Origin of the sequence: Flavobacterium aurantiibacter, assembly GCF_002251775.1 — a bacterium.
In the GTDB taxonomy this organism is placed as follows: domain Bacteria; phylum Bacteroidota; class Bacteroidia; order Flavobacteriales; family Flavobacteriaceae; genus Flavobacterium; species Flavobacterium aurantiibacter.
In genome coordinates, this window is record NZ_NOXX01000174.1 from 1 (window position 1) to 16221 (window position 16221).

Consider the following 16221-nt stretch of genomic DNA (forward strand, 5'->3'; position numbering starts at 1 on the left):
GTAGCAGCAACAGCTGCGCTTTTTTATGCTACTCGTGCACAGACCACATTTTGGGATCACATTTATGTAATCCCTTTGTCTTTGCTCGAAGGCTTGAGATTGGGAATTAAAAAAAAGTAGCAGCAACAGCTGCGCTTTTTTATGCTACTCGTGCACAGACCCCCCTTTCGGGATTAAATTTACCTAATCTTTGTCTCTTTGTGAGTAAGATAAAAAAGTCGACGGTAATTCGTTGTCGATTTCAAGTTCTTAAGCCCAAGCTTTGCTCAATTTTTAAATACGCGTTAATCTTTTTGATTGCGTGAGCAGGAGGAGTCACTAGATATAAACCACCATACTTAAACCAACTCAACCGCAAACCGATCTGCGATACTCGAAAACGGAATTACAAACGAACAACGTTCCGCATCGCCACCCACAACAATTCCGATAGGTGTGCCACTCGGAGTGAAAACCAGCGAACCCGAATCGCCCTTTTTTGAAAACGGTTCTGTACTGATGCCGTGAACCAACAACATGCCATCGATGTCCTTGTAATCGGGTTCGTCAGTAGTGCCGTAGTTCAGCGTAATGGGTTTGTCGACTTCCGCAAGCCGACCGTAAATTTTCTTGTAACCGCGCGTTCGACTGATGATACAAACCTCTTGGTAATTCTCGAAATTTTCGGCATCCAAGTAAACCGGCTGCGCACTAATTTTCAAATGGTTCGGAAATAGCGACTCAAACTGAATCTTTTCCGAAATCTGTACCAGAGCAATATCCATAGTATCCGATTTCTCCGCTTCCAATATTGTTCCCACTATCGTCGAATCGGTCGTGATTACTTTATCAAATCCATCGGCAGTCGAAAACGAATTCCAGCTTTGCGACGGATGTTTAACGCTGTGGTAACACGTGATAAACACAAACGCATCGCCTTTTTTGCAAAAACAGCCCGCACTTCCAAACTCGGAAGCAGGCAGGTCGGCGTTTTTTACGCCCGCCGACGGACTAAAAATGCCGTGTAATTCGGCTCCCGATTTCTCAGTACGAACACGGTACGCAATGCCTTCCAAATCCTCATGCGCAAACTTGAGTTTTTCGGGCAGATCGTGTAGCGATGCGTGTAAATACAGCGTTATCAGTCGGCGCTGATGATCGGTCTCGCTGTACGACACTTCGGTTTTACTTTTTACAAAGGCGTTTATCTCTTTGTTAATGAGTTTAATTTTAGACGGTTCGCCAACAAATTCTGCCGAAACAATTGGTTTTGAAGCAACAACGGTTTCGGTGCGCGGTCCTAAATCGGCATCGCTGTCCGAGGCGATTTCCTTTTTGTAATTGTTTAGCTGGTTGAGGCGCAAATTGCCAATATTCGCAATAAAAGTGGCAAAGGCATCGTCGTGCGTTGGATATTTGAGATACTTCCCCGAAAGGGAAAAATAATTTTGCCCTTCGATCAGCAGGAGTTCGGCGGTATGCTTGTAGCTAATCCACTTTTCTCGGAATTTATACGACTGCCGCAAAGCATTGCCAATGGCTAAAAGCACACTACAAACAGTTGCAACACCCAAATATTTGTCGTCTTCATTATCCGGGCCGGTTGAAAAGTTAATAAGCACCGGAACTAAGGCGCTGAGTATGATAACAATCACATTCGACCAGTCGTTGGCGCGTAAATTCCGGTTGGCAAGTGTTTCCATTAACCGAACGCTAACAATAAAATCGGTTTGAATTTGTTTGCGCCTAATCTCGCTTATCGGTAAGGTTGCAAGTGCTTCTTCATAGCCGGTAATACGCTGATTGAGTAATTGGTCGAGATTCCGATTCATAATGGGGAAGTGTAAAGCTGCAACGACAAATACAAACAGTAAAGACTTGTCGATTTACCTGTATTCGAATCAAAAATTGAGATCAGAAATCAATCAAAATAATAGCTCAAAACTTTTGTAATTCAGGTTTCATATACCAAAATAAACAGCTCATTTTGAGTAATCTGAACGTGGTTTTTGTCGAATTCAGCTGATTAGCAAATTGATATAACAATACTACTCAATTTCTCAGAGAAATACTACGTCCAAAATCGGTAATTTAATTCGATTGTGGAACATTGGCTTTCATTGTACGCCGAAACGCCAAGTTTTCTACCCCACCACGTGTCGCTGCGCATCTAAACTCTCGTCGTGCTGCGATAAATCCAGTCCAATTTTCTTGGATTGTTCACTTACACGAAGCGGAATGATTTCAAGTATTTTTGGTTCAGTGCTGAGGTCAATTATTGTTCAAATATAATTTCATCGTCCAATCAGTATTGTGTCTCCGAAAACAAATTCTAAGAGGAAAAACACTAGTCTTTTTATAAGTCTTAAAGTTTGAAAAAAATAAAATTTTATTCATACAATTTTGTTGAAGATACGTAGTTTTATACACAAAAAGCGTTGGCTTTTCCCATGAAAAAATATTTGATTTTCCTGATCGCCGGCGCCGTATTGATGGGTTGCGTTAATTCTACTAAACCAGAGAAAGTAATCCATGCTTTTTATCAATGGAAAGCAGAAGCTGATTTTGACCATCCTGAAATTGCTATTTTAGATACTTTCAACGTAAAAAAAGTGTACTTCCGTTTTTTTGACGTAGAACACAGTCCAACCTTAGGGAACATTCCAACCTCAAAAACCAACAGACGTGATGGCTACAGGTACTATCACGAGAAAGATTTAGAATATGAGTTGATTCCGACGGTTTTTATTAAAAACGAAGTGTTTCTTCAAAGCAGTAAAGCAGATATTGATATACTCGTTTCTAATGTTAATCACTTAATCAAGAAATATTGCGCAGAAGGATTTAGCGACTTTAAAACACCAACAGAAATACAAATCGACTGCGATTGGACAATCCGATCAAAAGCCAACTATTTTTACTTTCTCGAAGAATTCAAAAAAGTTTCCCAAAAGAATTTGAGTTGTACCCTGCGTCTATATCCGTACAAATACCGAACAAAAATGGGTATTCCGCCTGTTGATAAAGTAGTTTTAATGTGTTACAATTTATTGCCGCCACTTGAAAACCCAAAGCGCAATTCGATTTTGGAACCAGATGAATTACGTGCTTATTTAACAGTCGACGAACCGTATCCAATTCATCTAGATGTTGCCTTGCCTGTTTTTCAATGGGCATTTCATTATCGGTACGATAGTTTTAAAGGATTTACCACCACAACAAAGGAAAGCTTAATCAGTTTCGCCGATAGGAAAAGTGATTTATGGTGGGAAGTTAAAAAAGACACGAGCATAAACGAAGTGTATTATCGTACAGGTGATCGAATTAAATTTGAAACGGTTTCTTATACTGATTTAATGAAAAGCGTTACACTTCTCAAAAAGAACGTAAAATTTCCAAAAGAAACGACTGTAATCTTGTTTGACCTTGACACAACCCTATTCCATGAATACTCAAAACAATCGATTGATAAGCTTCTTCATTCTTTTACTGAGTAGTTTAACATGCAACACCACGTGGGCCTGTTACTTCTATCCAGGCTCCTCGGATGTCGAGATTAGCTTTTTCAGCCCAACTGCATTTTCTGATAAAGAATTTAAATACAGCAATTTTCAGAACTTCAATTTCTATGATGCCCATGCTTTTTCGGACAACATTCTCATGTGGAGCGCCTACTGTAAGCACAAAGTAGATTATGCGTCGATCAGAGAAGTTTTGGAATCGGATGAGGTAATCAGTTTTAAAACAACTACAAAAAACGCTTTCATCAAATATCTACACAAAGTGGGCGATGCTGCGGCCTTAAGTTATTTACAATTTGCCAAAGAAGTTGAACTATGTAGCCCCGGTTTTGAAGATGTGTGGGAAAACAATCCAGAAGTTACGATTTATAATAGACAGAGATTATTAAAGTTGGCGCAAAATCGGGTAACAACAACCGATAACGTCACCCTCAAAAAACGGTATTACTTTCAAATTTTCAGGCTACTACAGTATTTGGGTGAAAATGAAAAAATCATCTCGTTGTACGATGAGGTTTATTCCAAAACTTACAAAACAGGCGATTTATTATCAAATTGGATTTTTTACTACCGGCTTTCAGTTGAACCCGATCAGGAAAAGCAGAATTTTCTAGTTTCTAAGTTGTTCGGATTGCCTACAGATAATAGATTCCAGTTTTTAAATTTTTTCCAAAAAGACATCGCTATGGAAAAAATTCTAAGGTTGGCTAAAACATCACAGGAACGAGCTAAAGTCATAGCGCTATACACGTCAGTAAATCAAGAGTTTAACTTAGATTCAATTAAGCAGATTTACCGAATCTGTCCGTCAAGTTTATCACTCGAGTTTCTACTCATCCGCGAAATTAACAAACTTGAAGATTGGATTTTAGTGCCAACTTATACCTTGTTTATGCCAACTTCTCGCGATGATTATTGGGAAAACAGTACAAATTCTCGAATTCTAGACAGAGTTAAAGTTGATCGTAAGCGCGCAAAAGAACTGCTGAACTTTGTTTGCGCTGTAGATCTAAATAAAGTAAACAACCCTTCACTTTGGCAGTTAACCAAGGCTTACTTAGAATTTTTAACTAAAGAAAACCATAAATCGCTCGAAACCTTGAAGCAAATTCCGCTTTCAAAAGTGAATGGCGACTTCAAATCCTTGCATCTTAAAATATACACGCTAGCTACAGTTGCGAATTTGAAAGGAAAGAAAATAGAGCTTCCCTCAGATATTCAACAAATAATTATGAATCATGAAACCGACAAGAACTTTCTCTTTGCCATCGCTAAAGAAATTGAATTTTTAGGAGATAATGTTACCGCGGCCTTGATTTTAAGCAATATTACCAGCTCAGAGTTCGGCGGAGTCTTTTGGAAATCTATTTCCGGAAAGAGAACCTTGGCGGATGATTATTACAGCAGCTGGTACGAATATGTCGATGCAGAACTTTCGGCAGAAGAATGTGGTGCAATAGCAAAAGAACTATTTACTCCAAAAAAAACAAAATTTCAAAAGTGGATGTTTAATCAGGTGAAGAATCAAAAAAATAGAGTATTTGACTTGCTTGGTATCAAGTTCATGAGAATAGACGACATAGCAAATGCACAAAAAGCATTTCAGAACGTTGATAACGAACATTACACCAATGCGCCAATGTTCAACAAACATCCATTTCTTGATGGTTATTTAGGGAAAATTGGAGAAAATTCAAATCAAATTACCTCATACAACAAGTCAAAAGCTTTGAAAGAGCTACTCCGTCTTAAAAAATCTGTGGCAGAAACAAAAAATCCAAATCGAGCAAAAGAGTACTTCTTAATCGCTAATTTTTATTTTAACACGTCATACTACGGAAACTCATGGATGTTTAACCGCATTTACCGTTCTGTAAATCTTGACGAAAATTATCTAGATGAAAACAATTATTACGGCTGTGAACGCGCCATATTTTATTTCGAAAAAGCTTTGCAACACGCGCGAAACAAAAACTTTGCTGCTTTGTGCGAACTTAGAATTGCGACCTGTAAATTAAATAAAGCAACATATTTATTCGATAAGCAGCAATCGCTGAGATTCGGACCGTATTATAGTGATACACCCGAAGTTAACTCTGCTGTTTTTTTCGATAGATTAAAAAAGAGATATCCCAGTCAATATTTCGAACTTACTAGTAGCTGTGAAATTGCTGCAAGGTATTTCAAAGCGGGATAATCAAAAAAACCTTGAGATGTGTAAACTGCTGTAATTTCAGCAAGCTACCCTACCACGTGTCGCTGCGCATCTAAACTCTCGTCGTGCTGCGATAAATCCAGTCCAATTTTCTCGGATTGTTCGCTTACACGAAGCGGAATGATTGCGTTTGTAATGCGGTACAAAGCCAACGAACCCAAGAAGGTAAACACTGCTACCAAGCCCAGGGCTGCCATGTGATGCGCAAAAACGCCCCAACCGCCGTGCAACAAACTAGCCGATTCGCCTTGCGCAAATACCGCAGTAAGTATCATGCCCATAATGCCGCCTACGCCGTGGCACGCAAAAACATCTAAAGTGTCGTCTATGCGTTTCATCACCGGCCAATATAAAATCGAGTTCGATACAATTGCGGTGATAAATCCAAAAAACATACTCTCAGGAATGCTCACAAATCCTGCGGCAGGCGTAATAGCCACTAAGCCAACTACAGCACCAATACAAGCGCCCAAAGCCGAGACTTTTCTGCCAAACAACCGATCGTAAAAAACCCAAGTCATCATCGCTGCAGCCGACGCTGTTATCGTAGTTCCAAATGCCATAACTGCCGTTCCGTTTGCAGCCAAGGCCGAACCCGCATTAAAGCCAAACCAACCAAACCACAGCATGCCCGTTCCTAAAATTACAAACGGAATATTTGTTGGTATATGTAAACTGTCTTTGCGTTTTCCTAAAACCAAAACGCCTGCAAGTGCAGCAAATCCGGCGCTCATGTGTACAACGGTTCCGCCGGCAAAATCTTTTACGCCAAAAAAGCTGCCCAATAATCCAGTCGGATACCAAACCATGTGGCATAAAGGCGCGTAAATCAGTAAGGTAAATAAACAAATGAAAAGTAAGTACGAGATAAATCGCACGCGCTCAGCAAACGAACCGGTGATAATAGCTGGTGTAATCACAGCAAATTTCATCTGAAAGAGCGCAAAAAGCATAAACGGTATCGTCGAAGCCATTTTGCTGTGCGGCAAGATACTCACGTGATCAAAAAAGGCGTAGGTAAACGGATTTCCAACAACGCTGTAAAATTTCCCCGAAATCTCAAAGCCTAAAGGTTCGCCAAAAGCCAGCGAAAACGCGCAAATTACCCACAATAAACTCACCACACCTAAGCAAACAAAGCTCTGCAGCATCGTACTAATGATGTTTTTTTTACCAACCATTCCGCCATAAAAAAACGACAAACCGGGCGTCATCAATAAAACCAAACACGAAGCGGTAAGTAACCACGCTACATCTGCAAACGACACGGCTTCTTCTGTTAAAAAGTTGTTGCGAATAGCCGATGGATCCGATTTCCAAAACAATCCTACCAAACTAAATAAACTGATTAGCGAAAACGAAACAATCCATCTTTTTTCAATTTTTCTCATCACAACCCTGTTTTTATATGGGTCAAATCTAAAAAAGTTATTTAATAATTCAAATAAACCCCATTCTATAAAAGGGTTGTGGCTTTATTTTATTTTCTTGAAGCTCTTCCCGCTTTCCCTCCAAGTCCGCTTTTTCGCCGCCGTTTTTTAATGGCTTTCCTGTCGGCTTCCGTTGGTCGCCACCGTAAAGCCTTAAAAAATCGCCACTCAAAAGGCGGGCTTTCCGTCCAATCGGGGCTAAGAACGAACCGTTCAGCGATTTTCTACCTATAAAAGTGTGTGCGTTTGCGAAAAATTTTACTTTTACCCGTTGGTACACTAAAAACGGATTTTGAAAGTTAATATTCCAAAGAAAAGTTACGTGAAGGCATATACAAGAGCTTTGTCGGTTTTGGCCTTAACTGTTTTTATCGTTGCTTGCTCAACGCGAAAAGACAAGTTTATAAACCGGCAATTTCAGGCACTCAACACCAAATATAACGCGCTTTACAACGGCGAACTGGCTTTAGATAAAGGTCTCGAGGAAGTCAAATTAAAATACCAAGACAACTATTGGGATCTTCTACCAATTGAACGCATGCAAGGTGATGAGGCCGCCGGCGAGTCCGACAAAGCCAAAGCCAAAAACACCAACTTCGAACGCGCAGAGCTTAAAGCTACAAAAGCCATTCAAAAACGCTCCATGAATATCGAAGGCAAAGAGCGTAATCCGCAAATCGACGAAGCGCACCTCATGCTCGGACAAGCGCGCTACTACGACCAACGCTACATTCCGGCGCTCGAAGCGTTTAACTATATCTTATATAAATATCCAGAAAGCGACAAAATTTATATCGCAAAAATCTGGCGCGAGCGCACCAACATGCGACTCGGAAACGACGCACTTGCGGTAAAAAATCTAAAACAGCTCTTATCCGAAATCAAGTTTAAAGATCAAGTTTATGCCGACGCTAATGCCACGATCGCACAAGCTTTCGTTAACCTAAATCAAATTGATAGCGCAACCGTACGTTTGGCAAAAGCCATCGAGTTTTCTAAAAATAACGAAGAGAAAGCGCGCTACCACTTTATTTTAGGTCAGTTGTACGAACGTCAAGGCAAACCCGATTTAGCTGCGAACGAGTTCAGAACAGTAATCGACATGAACCGGAAGTCGCCTCGTGTGTACATTATTCAAGCCGAAGCGAAACTCGCACAACAATTCGATTACAAGGCGGGCGATACAATTGCATTCATCAAACACATGGATGCCTTGATAAAAGATCGCGAAAACCGACCGTTTCTCGATGTTTTATACCACCAAAAAGCACTCTTTTACACCAACCGGAAAAAATTCAAACCCGCAATCGAGAATTATAACAAGTCGCTTAAAATCGAATCAACCGACGATTATCTCGTGGCTAGCAACTACCGTAATCTGGCAGGTATTTACTTCGACTCCGCGAAATATCAAACCGCCGGTCAGTACTACGACAGTACCTTAACCAAACTAAAGCCCAGAACACGCGAGTACAAAGCCATCGAGAAAAAACGCAATAATTTAGACGATGTTATTAAATACGAAGGTATTGCGCAACGAAACGACAGTATTTTAAATGTTGCTGCACTTTCGCCATCCGACAGAAAAGAATTCTACGAAGCATACATCGAAAAATTAAAAAAATCCGACGCCGAGAAAGCAAAGAAAGAAAAAGAAGCTGCCGAGAAAGCTGCGCGCTTAGCCGCACGAGACGGAGATAACTCAGACGATACCGCTTCGGAAGTTCGTGCAGAATTACGACGCAACGATGCTCCAGGTCAAAATCTTAAAGACGTATCCGACAATAAAGGAGCCTCGTCTGAAAAACGACCCCGATCAACCGCAGGCGTGAGTGCAGGAGGCAAAGACGGATTCTATTTCTACAACACCGTAAATGTTTCCCAAGGTAAAATTGATTTCAAAAAGATTTGGGGAAACAGAACACTGCGCGACAACTGGCGTTTAACTTCGCTCACGCAAAACAAATCAGAAATCGAAAAAGTTGATAAAAAGTCGGATTCGGTTAGCGAAAAGGCCCAAGTCAAAGAAGTTGAAAAACCACAATATACCGCCGATTTTTATCTGAAAGGCGTTCCTACTTCTAAAACAGTGCTCGACAGTTTGGCTAAAGAACGCAATTTTGCCTATTTTCAGTTAGGAGCCATTTACAAAGACAAGTTCAAAGAATATCAACTTTCGGCAGATAAATACGAGAGTTTACTCAAGCAAAATCCGGAAGAACGCTACGTTTTACCAGCGCTTTACAACTTGTACAAGGATTATATGGAAATCAATCCAGCAAAAGCGCAAGCCATTAAAGAACGCATTATTGCTAGTTATCCGAACAGTAGATATGCGCAAATTCTTCAAAATCCAGAATCGGCGACAGGAAACGAAGCCATGAGTGGCGAGGAAGTGTATAACGAACTTTACCAGCAGCTCACCAACGGCGATTACATTCGGTTAGCACCAAAGATCGATGCAGCAATTTCGCAATTTACAGGAGAAGAAATTATTCCGAAGCTCGAGTTGTTAAAGGCAACCAATGCCGGAAAACTCAACGGAGTTACTGCCTACAAAGCCGGTTTGAATTTCGTAGCATTAAATTTTCCTACAACGAGCGAAGGCAAAGAAGCCGAAGAATTGTTGCGTGCCGACATTCCGATCTTGGAAGATATGGAGTACGATGATTTTAAACCAACAACATATAAAATTTTATATAAAGTAGACGATCCCGAGGCCGAGTCGGTAAAGGCAGTTCTTAAAACATTAGAAACATTTGTGAAAGAACGAACTACAGATGCTTTAAAGCTATCGGTTGATATTTATACGCCAACTTCGTATTTTCTCGTGCTTCACAATTTTGAAAACGAAACAGCTGCAAAAGATGTTGCTACGATTTTAAAAGAATATAAAGACTATCTGATTAAACTACCAGCCACGGTAATGTCGTCGGAAAACTACAAAGTAACGCAAGTTAAAAAGAACTTCGAAACGTATCATTTGCCTAGACAACCTCGCGTGAAAAAGCCTGTGGTTATCAAACCGAAGCCAGAAGATAAAAAGCCTACGGCTGCTGCCCCAAAACCAAAGCCAGCAAAGCCACAAAACAACGCCCGACAAAACCCCGGTATGCCGCCCGGCTTAGGCAACGCACCCAACCAAAAGCAGTCGGATAAAGGTGCACGTACGCTGAGTCCAACTCCAGATATGAGTAGCGATCCCGCGGGTAGTGAGGGAACTCCAAAAGCAGAAAAGACCAGAAAGCCTTGATGTCGAAAAAGCCACAGAATGAACCAAATAAATGGTTACTGCTTTCAACTATGGGCATAGAAATGTTTGTGTGGATTTTCGCGGGTCATAAATTAGGTGAGTACGTAAACGAAAAGTTTTCCAGTAGCCCAGTCGATTATCATGTCGTATTGCTATTAGTTGGAATTGCACTGTCTTTTTATTCGGTATTCAGAAAGTTGAAAGATCTAAACAGCTGATGAAGTCTTTATTAGTAAAATCTATTGGAATTGCTGTTTTTTTGACGGCCGCTGTTTGGAGTGCGATACTTGGGTATCACAACACGGCTTTTACAGCAGTTAAAACGATTGCTTGGCAGTATTTGGCGTTTTTTGTTTTAGCGGCCGCGATTTGTATGAGCATCGTTTTGTTGGTATCGCGAAAAAACTTTGATCAAACAGGTATGAGTTTTCTGGCAGTAACCACAGTTAAAATGATTCCTGCTTTTGTTGTTATAAAATTCGCGCGGGAGCAGGTAGACGAAACCCTTGCTATTCAAATGGGTTACAGCGGTTTTCTTTTATTTTTGGCAATTGAGGTTTATTTTACTTACCGATTATTGAACAATAAACAAAAAAAAGACTGAAAGCTTACTTTATCAGCACAAAAAATAATTTTTAAAGCGTTTGTCGTTCTAATAAATAATGTACCTTTGCGCCAAATTTGAGAACCCTTAAAATTTGTTCCAAAACGTATGGTTATTTTTAAGAAACCACTTTTGATTACTGCATTGGTACTTTCACTAGTAGCAACTGTATCTAGTTTTGCAAACGACACAACCTCAGTACTTACAAGTGCAAAGCAGGCGGAAGCTGCTGTCGAAGAGGTGGTGGCAACACCTGCCCTTTCCGAAGAGGCAAAAGCAGAACTAGAGCGTGAGGAGTTCATACAGCATCACTTATTAGATTCTCATGAGTTTCATTTGTTTTCATACGGAAAAGAATCCGGAGAAGAAAAGCATGTAGGTTTTCCTCTACCGGTGATTTTTTATGATGAAGGCTTTCATTTTTTTATGTCTTCTGCATTTCATCACGGGGAAAGTGTGGTGGAAAGTAATGGAAAGTACTATAAGCTGTATCATGAAAAAATTTATAGAACTGATGCTGCGGGTACGTTGAATATGGATCATCACAATCATCCAGAGAATATTCAGCCTCTTGACTTATCTATTACCAAGAATATTTTTATGGTTTTGGTCGCTTCTGCGCTAATGTTTTTCATTTTCGTACGCCTGGCTAAATCATACAAGAAGAATAATGGTGTTGCTACGGGAGTTGGTCGATTTTTTGAGCCAATTGTTTTGTTTATTCGAGATGATATTGCCATTCCAAATATTGGAGAAAAGCACTACAAGAAATATATGAGCCACTTGTTAACTGTGTTTTTCTTTATTTGGTTTCTCAACCTTTTTGGATTGACACCGCTAGGGGTGAATGTTACTAATAACATTGCAATTACAGCGGCTTTAGCGATTCTAACTTACGTCATTACTACATTCACTGCAAATAAAAACTATTGGGGGCACATTTTTTGGATGCCAGGAGTTCCTGCGCCAATGAAATTAATACTTGCGCCAATTGAATTACTAGGAACTTTTATTAAGCCATTTTCTCTAACAGTTCGTCTTTATGCAAACATGTTAGCTGGACACGTAGTACTTATGAGCATTATTGGTATGATGTATACTTTTAATAATGTGGTGGGAAGTGGTTTGTCATTTGTCCTAGCTTTTGCGCTTTCGATACTTGAAATTTTGGTAGCAGGTTTGCAAGCATACATTTTCACTATGTTGACCGCCCTTTATTTTGGTTCAGCTAACGAAGAACACCATCACGAAGATGGGCATCATTAATTTTTTGAATGTTTAATTAATATATATACATTATGACAATTCCAAATTTAGTAGGAGCAGGTTTAATTGTAATCGGTGCTGGTTTAGGTATCGGTAAAATTGGTGGGTCAGCTATGGATGCTATCGCTCGTCAGCCTGAAGCTTCTGGAAAAATCCAAACAGCTATGCTTATTGCTGCTGCTTTGATTGAAGGTATTGGTTTCGCTGCGTTCTTCGTAGGGAAATAGTAAAAGTAGGCAGTCAATCAAACGGTTGGTTTTATTGACTGCTTTCAATTAAAAATTAAATAAAAACAAAACATAAATGGAACAATTATTAGGTCAGTTTTCATTAGGCTTATTTATCCTTCAAACCGTAATTTTTGTTTGTTTAGTCTTACTGCTAAAGAAATTCGCTTGGAAACCCATTCTAGATGCGGTAAATGAGCGTGAAGAAGGTATTAAAAATGCATTGCAATCAGCAGAAAATGCTCGTAAAGAAATGCAGTTGTTGCAAGCCGATAACGAGCTTATCCTGCAAGAAGCACGCATCGAGCGCGACGCTCTTTTGAAAGAAGCTCGTGAAATGCGCGATAAAATGATCGCTGATTCAAAACAAGACGCTCAAGCAGAAGGTGCTCGCATGATCGAACAAGCGAAAGCTGCTATCGCTGCTGAGAAAAATGCCGCTATGGCCGAGCTTAAAAATCAAGTTTCAGCTTTGTCTATCGAAATTGCTGAAAAATTGGTGAAGCAAGAACTTACCGATAAAGCAGCACAAACAAAGCTTATCGAGAAATTACTAACTGAAGTAAAAGCTAACTAATAATGTCTGTATCAAGAGCAGGTTTAAGATACGCTAAGGCAATTCTAGCTATTGCATTAGATAAGAACGAAGCCGACGCAGTTGCGGTCGACATGCAATCTATTGCAGATACCTTACATGCAAACGCTGAGCTTTCGAATTTCTTAACCAATCCGGTGCTTCCAGGCGCAAATAAGTTAAGTGCGCTCGAGGCAATCTTTTCGAATACGAGCGCTACCACCAAGAACGTTTTCCGATTACTTCTCGAAAATAAGCGTTTTGCAATTTTGGGAGATATCGCAACAGCGTATTTACAGCTTAACGATCAAAGAAATGGTATCGAAACAGCAGTGGTAACAACAGCGCAACCGCTCGATGCAGCCCTAGAAACAGCTGTTTTAAATAGTGTGAAAGCACTTACTTCGTCAAAAGTAACCCTAAAAAATATCGTAGATCCTTCCATTATCGGAGGTTTCATCTTACGCATAGGCGACAAGCAGTTCAACGCTTCTGTTGCACAACGCATTCAAAATTTAAAAAGAGAACTTAGCAACTAATTATTCAATAATAAGTTATGGCAGAAATTAATGCTGCTGAAATATCAGCAATTCTAAGAAAACAAGTTGAAGGCTTCGAATCAGGTGCTACTTTGGAAGAAGTAGGGTCTGTACTTGAAGTAGGAGACGGTATTGCCCGTGTTTACGGGTTGTCTAATGCGCAATACGGCGAATTAGTACAGTTCGAAAACGGTCTCGAGGCCATCGTACTTAACCTAGAGGAAGATAACGTTGGGGTGGTACTTTTGGGTCCTTCAACTGGTATTAAAGAAGGTTCTACTGTAAAGAGAACTCAGAGAATTGCTTCGCTTCGCGTAGGTGAAGAAATGGTTGGGCGTGTGGTGAATACACTCGGACAACCAATCGATGGTAAAGGACCAATTGGTGGAGATTTGTACGAAATGCCACTTGAGCGTAAAGCACCAGGTGTAATTTTCCGTCAGCCGGTTACCGAGCCGTTACAAACAGGTATCAAAGCTGTTGATGCGATGATTCCAGTAGGTCGTGGTCAGCGTGAGTTGGTTATTGGCGACCGTCAAACAGGTAAGTCGACTGTTTGTATCGATACCATCTTGAATCAAAAAGAATTCTACGATGCAGGACAACCTGTATTTTGTATCTACGTTGCTGTAGGTCAGAAAGCTTCGACCGTTGCAGGTATTGCAAAAACCTTAGAAGAAAAGGGTGCAATGGCTTACACGATTATCGTGGCGGCTAATGCTTCTGATCCAGCGCCAATGCAAGTGTATGCACCTTTTGCGGGTGCTGCTATTGGCGAGTATTTCCGCGACACGGGTCGTCCGGCATTAATTGTGTACGACGATTTGTCAAAACAAGCGGTTGCGTATCGTGAGGTATCTCTTTTGCTAAGACGTCCACCAGGACGTGAGGCGTACCCAGGAGACGTTTTCTACTTGCACTCACGTTTGTTAGAGCGTGCAGCGAAAGTAATTGCCGACGATTCGATTGCAAAAAACATGAACGATTTGCCAGAATCACTGAAGCCAATCGTGAAAGGCGGTGGTTCGTTAACGGCTTTACCAATTATTGAAACACAAGCAGGCGACGTTTCGGCGTACATCCCAACCAACGTAATTTCGATTACCGACGGTCAGATTTTCTTGGAATCAGATTTATTTAACTCGGGTGTTCGTCCGGCTATCAACGTAGGTATTTCGGTATCACGTGTAGGTGGTAACGCTCAGATCAAATCGATGAAGAAAGTATCGGGTACGTTAAAGCTGGATCAAGCGCAATTCCGTGAATTGGAAGCTTTCGCGAAATTCGGTTCCGATTTGGATGCAGTAACTTTAAACGTAATCGAAAAAGGACGCAGAAACGTTGAGATCTTGAAGCAAGGTTTGAACAGTCCGTTTACAGTTGAAGATCAGGTGGCTATTATCTACGCAGGTTCTAAAAACTTGTTGAGAAACGTTCCTGTGAACAAAGTAAAAGAGTTTGAAAAAGATTACTTAGACTATTTGAATAACAAGCACCGCGCTACTCTAGATGCTTTGAAAGCGGGTAAATTAGACGACAGCATTACCGATGTTTTGGAAGCTGCTGCTAAAGAAATCGCTGCAAAGTATAACTAAGATAACCGGTAAAACGAACAATTCTAAATGGCAAATCTTAAAGAAATACGCAACAGGATAACCTCGGTCTCGTCGACGATGCAAATTACATCGGCGATGAAGATGGTTTCTGCGGCAAAGCTTAAGAAAGCGCAAGATGCGATTACGGCTATGCGTCCGTATGCTGAAAAGCTAACGGAGTTGTTGCAGAACCTCTCGTCGAGTATCGAAGATGGCGATAGTGGTGTTTACACTGCGCAACGCGAAGTAAAACGCGTGTTGGTAGTTGCTATTACATCGAACAGAGGTTTGTGCGGCGCCTTTAATACCAACGTTATTAAAGAAGTAAAGAACCGTATCGACTTTTACAGCGGTAAGAAAGTGGCTGTTTTTGCTATTGGCAAGAAAGGAAACGATGTGTTGTCGAAAACCAATTCGGTTGTTGCAAACAAAAGCCAAGTTTTTGACCAGCTGACATTTGACAATGTAGCACAGATTGCCGAAGAAATTATGGCTGTTTATGCTGCGGGTGAGTACGATCGCGTGGAGTTGGTGTACAACCAATTTAAAAATGCAGCTACGCAAATTGTGCGCACGGAGCAGTTTTTGCCACTGGTTTCTTCTGGTGCAAAACAGAACAATTCTGTTGATTATTTGTTCGAACCCGAGAAAGAGAGCATCATCGAAACCTTGATTCCGAAGAGTTTGAAGACACAATTGTACAAAGCGGTTCGCGATTCGTTTGCTGCGGAGCACGGCGCGCGTATGACTGCTATGCACAAAGCAACCGATAATGCTACCGAACTTCGAAACCAATTAAAGTTAACCTACAACAAAGCGCGTCAGGCAGCAATTACCAACGAGATCTTAGAAATTGTTGGTGGTGCAGAGGCCTTGAAAGGATAAATATAAAAGTTCAAGATTTATAAAAGCTGCATTGTAATGATGCAGCTTTTTTTTTGGATTTGGGAACGATTTTTCTGCGTGAGTGACCGCAGCGGCATCCTCCTATGTTAGCAATTTGAAATAAGGCATATTT

General features: G+C 40.6%; 14 protein-coding genes. 11 read left to right on the forward strand and 3 right to left on the reverse strand.

All coding sequences use genetic code 11. The features are described 5' to 3' along the window. Nucleotides 1-338 precede the first annotated feature (338 nt). Nucleotides 339-1811 carry a DUF4231 domain-containing protein gene (locus tag CHX27_RS05285; RefSeq protein ID WP_094485719.1) on the reverse strand — a complete coding sequence of 491 codons (1473 nt, stop codon included), beginning with the start codon at nucleotides 1809-1811 and terminating at the stop codon, nucleotides 339-341. Between the two features lie 618 nt (nucleotides 1812-2429). Between CHX27_RS05285 and CHX27_RS05290 the strand changes: the two genes are divergently transcribed. Together CHX27_RS05290 and CHX27_RS05295 are read left to right on the forward strand one after the other, a co-directional pair. Continuing rightward, entirely contained in the window at nucleotides 2430-3476 is a 1047-nt protein-coding gene (locus tag CHX27_RS05290) for a hypothetical protein (protein ID WP_094485720.1), read from the forward strand. Further along, nucleotides 3424-5697, forward strand: coding sequence for a hypothetical protein (locus CHX27_RS05295; RefSeq protein WP_133063424.1), 2274 nt, complete (start codon nucleotides 3424-3426; stop codon nucleotides 5695-5697). The genes CHX27_RS05290 and CHX27_RS05295 overlap by 53 nt, the downstream gene beginning before the upstream one ends. A 44-nt stretch (nucleotides 5698-5741) precedes the next feature. On the opposite strand, the gene CHX27_RS05300 is transcribed toward CHX27_RS05295, so the two are convergent. Together CHX27_RS05300 and CHX27_RS15690 are read right to left on the reverse strand one after the other, a co-directional pair. Beyond that, complete coding sequence (locus tag CHX27_RS05300; RefSeq protein WP_094485722.1) at nucleotides 5742-7106, reverse strand: ammonium transporter; 1365 nt, start codon at nucleotides 7104-7106, stop codon at nucleotides 5742-5744. A gap of 49 nt (nucleotides 7107-7155) precedes the next feature. After that, the gene (locus tag CHX27_RS15690; RefSeq protein ID WP_207758932.1) at nucleotides 7156-7317 is read right to left on the reverse strand and encodes a hypothetical protein; all 162 of its coding nucleotides are present in this window, start codon (nucleotides 7315-7317) and stop codon (nucleotides 7156-7158) included. A 120-nt stretch (nucleotides 7318-7437) separates the two neighbouring features. Here CHX27_RS15690 and porW point away from each other — a divergent pair, with 120 nt between their 5' ends. The 9 genes from porW (at nucleotide 7438) to atpG (ending at nucleotide 16088) form a co-directional block, all read left to right on the forward strand. Beyond that, on the forward strand, nucleotides 7438-10398 hold the full coding sequence (gene porW / locus CHX27_RS05310; protein WP_207758933.1) for a type IX secretion system periplasmic lipoprotein PorW/SprE: 2961 nt from the start codon (nucleotides 7438-7440) through the stop codon (nucleotides 10396-10398). Next, entirely contained in the window at nucleotides 10398-10616 is a 219-nt protein-coding gene (locus CHX27_RS05315; RefSeq protein WP_094485724.1) for an AtpZ/AtpI family protein, read from the forward strand. Before porW ends, CHX27_RS05315 begins: the two co-directional genes overlap by 1 nt. Then, on the forward strand, nucleotides 10616-11002 hold the full coding sequence (locus CHX27_RS05320; protein WP_094485725.1) for a hypothetical protein: 387 nt from the start codon (nucleotides 10616-10618) through the stop codon (nucleotides 11000-11002). Before CHX27_RS05315 ends, CHX27_RS05320 begins: the two co-directional genes overlap by 1 nt. A 108-nt stretch (nucleotides 11003-11110) precedes the next feature. Next, nucleotides 11111-12268, forward strand: coding sequence for a F0F1 ATP synthase subunit A (gene atpB, locus CHX27_RS05325; protein ID WP_094485726.1), 1158 nt, complete (start codon nucleotides 11111-11113; stop codon nucleotides 12266-12268). Between the two features lie 32 nt (nucleotides 12269-12300). Next, complete coding sequence (atpE, locus tag CHX27_RS05330; protein ID WP_207758934.1) at nucleotides 12301-12495, forward strand: ATP synthase F0 subunit C; 195 nt, start codon at nucleotides 12301-12303, stop codon at nucleotides 12493-12495. 76 nt (nucleotides 12496-12571) lie between these two features. Continuing rightward, nucleotides 12572-13072 carry a F0F1 ATP synthase subunit B gene (locus CHX27_RS05335; protein WP_094485728.1) on the forward strand — a complete coding sequence of 167 codons (501 nt, stop codon included), beginning with the start codon at nucleotides 12572-12574 and terminating at the stop codon, nucleotides 13070-13072. Nucleotides 13073-13074: 2 nt separating this feature from the next. Next, nucleotides 13075-13608, forward strand: a complete 534-nt coding sequence (atpH, locus tag CHX27_RS05340) for an ATP synthase F1 subunit delta (RefSeq protein WP_094485729.1) — start codon at nucleotides 13075-13077, stop codon at nucleotides 13606-13608. A gap of 17 nt (nucleotides 13609-13625) precedes the next feature. Then, nucleotides 13626-15203, forward strand: a complete 1578-nt coding sequence (gene atpA / locus CHX27_RS05345; protein ID WP_094485730.1) for a F0F1 ATP synthase subunit alpha — start codon at nucleotides 13626-13628, stop codon at nucleotides 15201-15203. A gap of 27 nt (nucleotides 15204-15230) precedes the next feature. Next, entirely contained in the window at nucleotides 15231-16088 is an 858-nt protein-coding gene (gene atpG, locus CHX27_RS05350; RefSeq protein ID WP_094485731.1) for an ATP synthase F1 subunit gamma, read from the forward strand. Nucleotides 16089-16221 lie beyond the last annotated feature (133 nt).

Bases quoted from the DNA above. Each gene is read 5' to 3' on its own strand.
- CHX27_RS05315 (WP_094485724.1), top strand. From the start codon at position 10,398: ATGTCGAAAAAGCCACAGAATGAACCAAATAAATGGTTACTGCTTTCA.
- atpG (WP_094485731.1), top strand. From the start codon at position 15,231: ATGGCAAATCTTAAAGAAATACGCAACAGGATAACCTCGGTCTCGTCG.
- atpB (WP_094485726.1), top strand. From the start codon at position 11,111: ATGGTTATTTTTAAGAAACCACTTTTGATTACTGCATTGGTACTTTCA.
- CHX27_RS05295 (WP_133063424.1), top strand. From the start codon at position 3,424: ATGAATACTCAAAACAATCGATTGATAAGCTTCTTCATTCTTTTACTG.
- CHX27_RS05320 (WP_094485725.1), top strand. From the start codon at position 10,616: ATGAAGTCTTTATTAGTAAAATCTATTGGAATTGCTGTTTTTTTGACG.
- CHX27_RS05285 (WP_094485719.1), bottom strand. From the start codon at position 1,811: ATGAATCGGAATCTCGACCAATTACTCAATCAGCGTATTACCGGCTAT.
- atpE (WP_207758934.1), top strand. From the start codon at position 12,301: ATGACAATTCCAAATTTAGTAGGAGCAGGTTTAATTGTAATCGGTGCT.
- atpA (WP_094485730.1), top strand. From the start codon at position 13,626: ATGGCAGAAATTAATGCTGCTGAAATATCAGCAATTCTAAGAAAACAA.
- atpH (WP_094485729.1), top strand. From the start codon at position 13,075: ATGTCTGTATCAAGAGCAGGTTTAAGATACGCTAAGGCAATTCTAGCT.
- CHX27_RS05290 (WP_094485720.1), top strand. From the start codon at position 2,430: ATGAAAAAATATTTGATTTTCCTGATCGCCGGCGCCGTATTGATGGGT.
- CHX27_RS05300 (WP_094485722.1), bottom strand. From the start codon at position 7,106: ATGAGAAAAATTGAAAAAAGATGGATTGTTTCGTTTTCGCTAATCAGT.
- CHX27_RS05335 (WP_094485728.1), top strand. From the start codon at position 12,572: ATGGAACAATTATTAGGTCAGTTTTCATTAGGCTTATTTATCCTTCAA.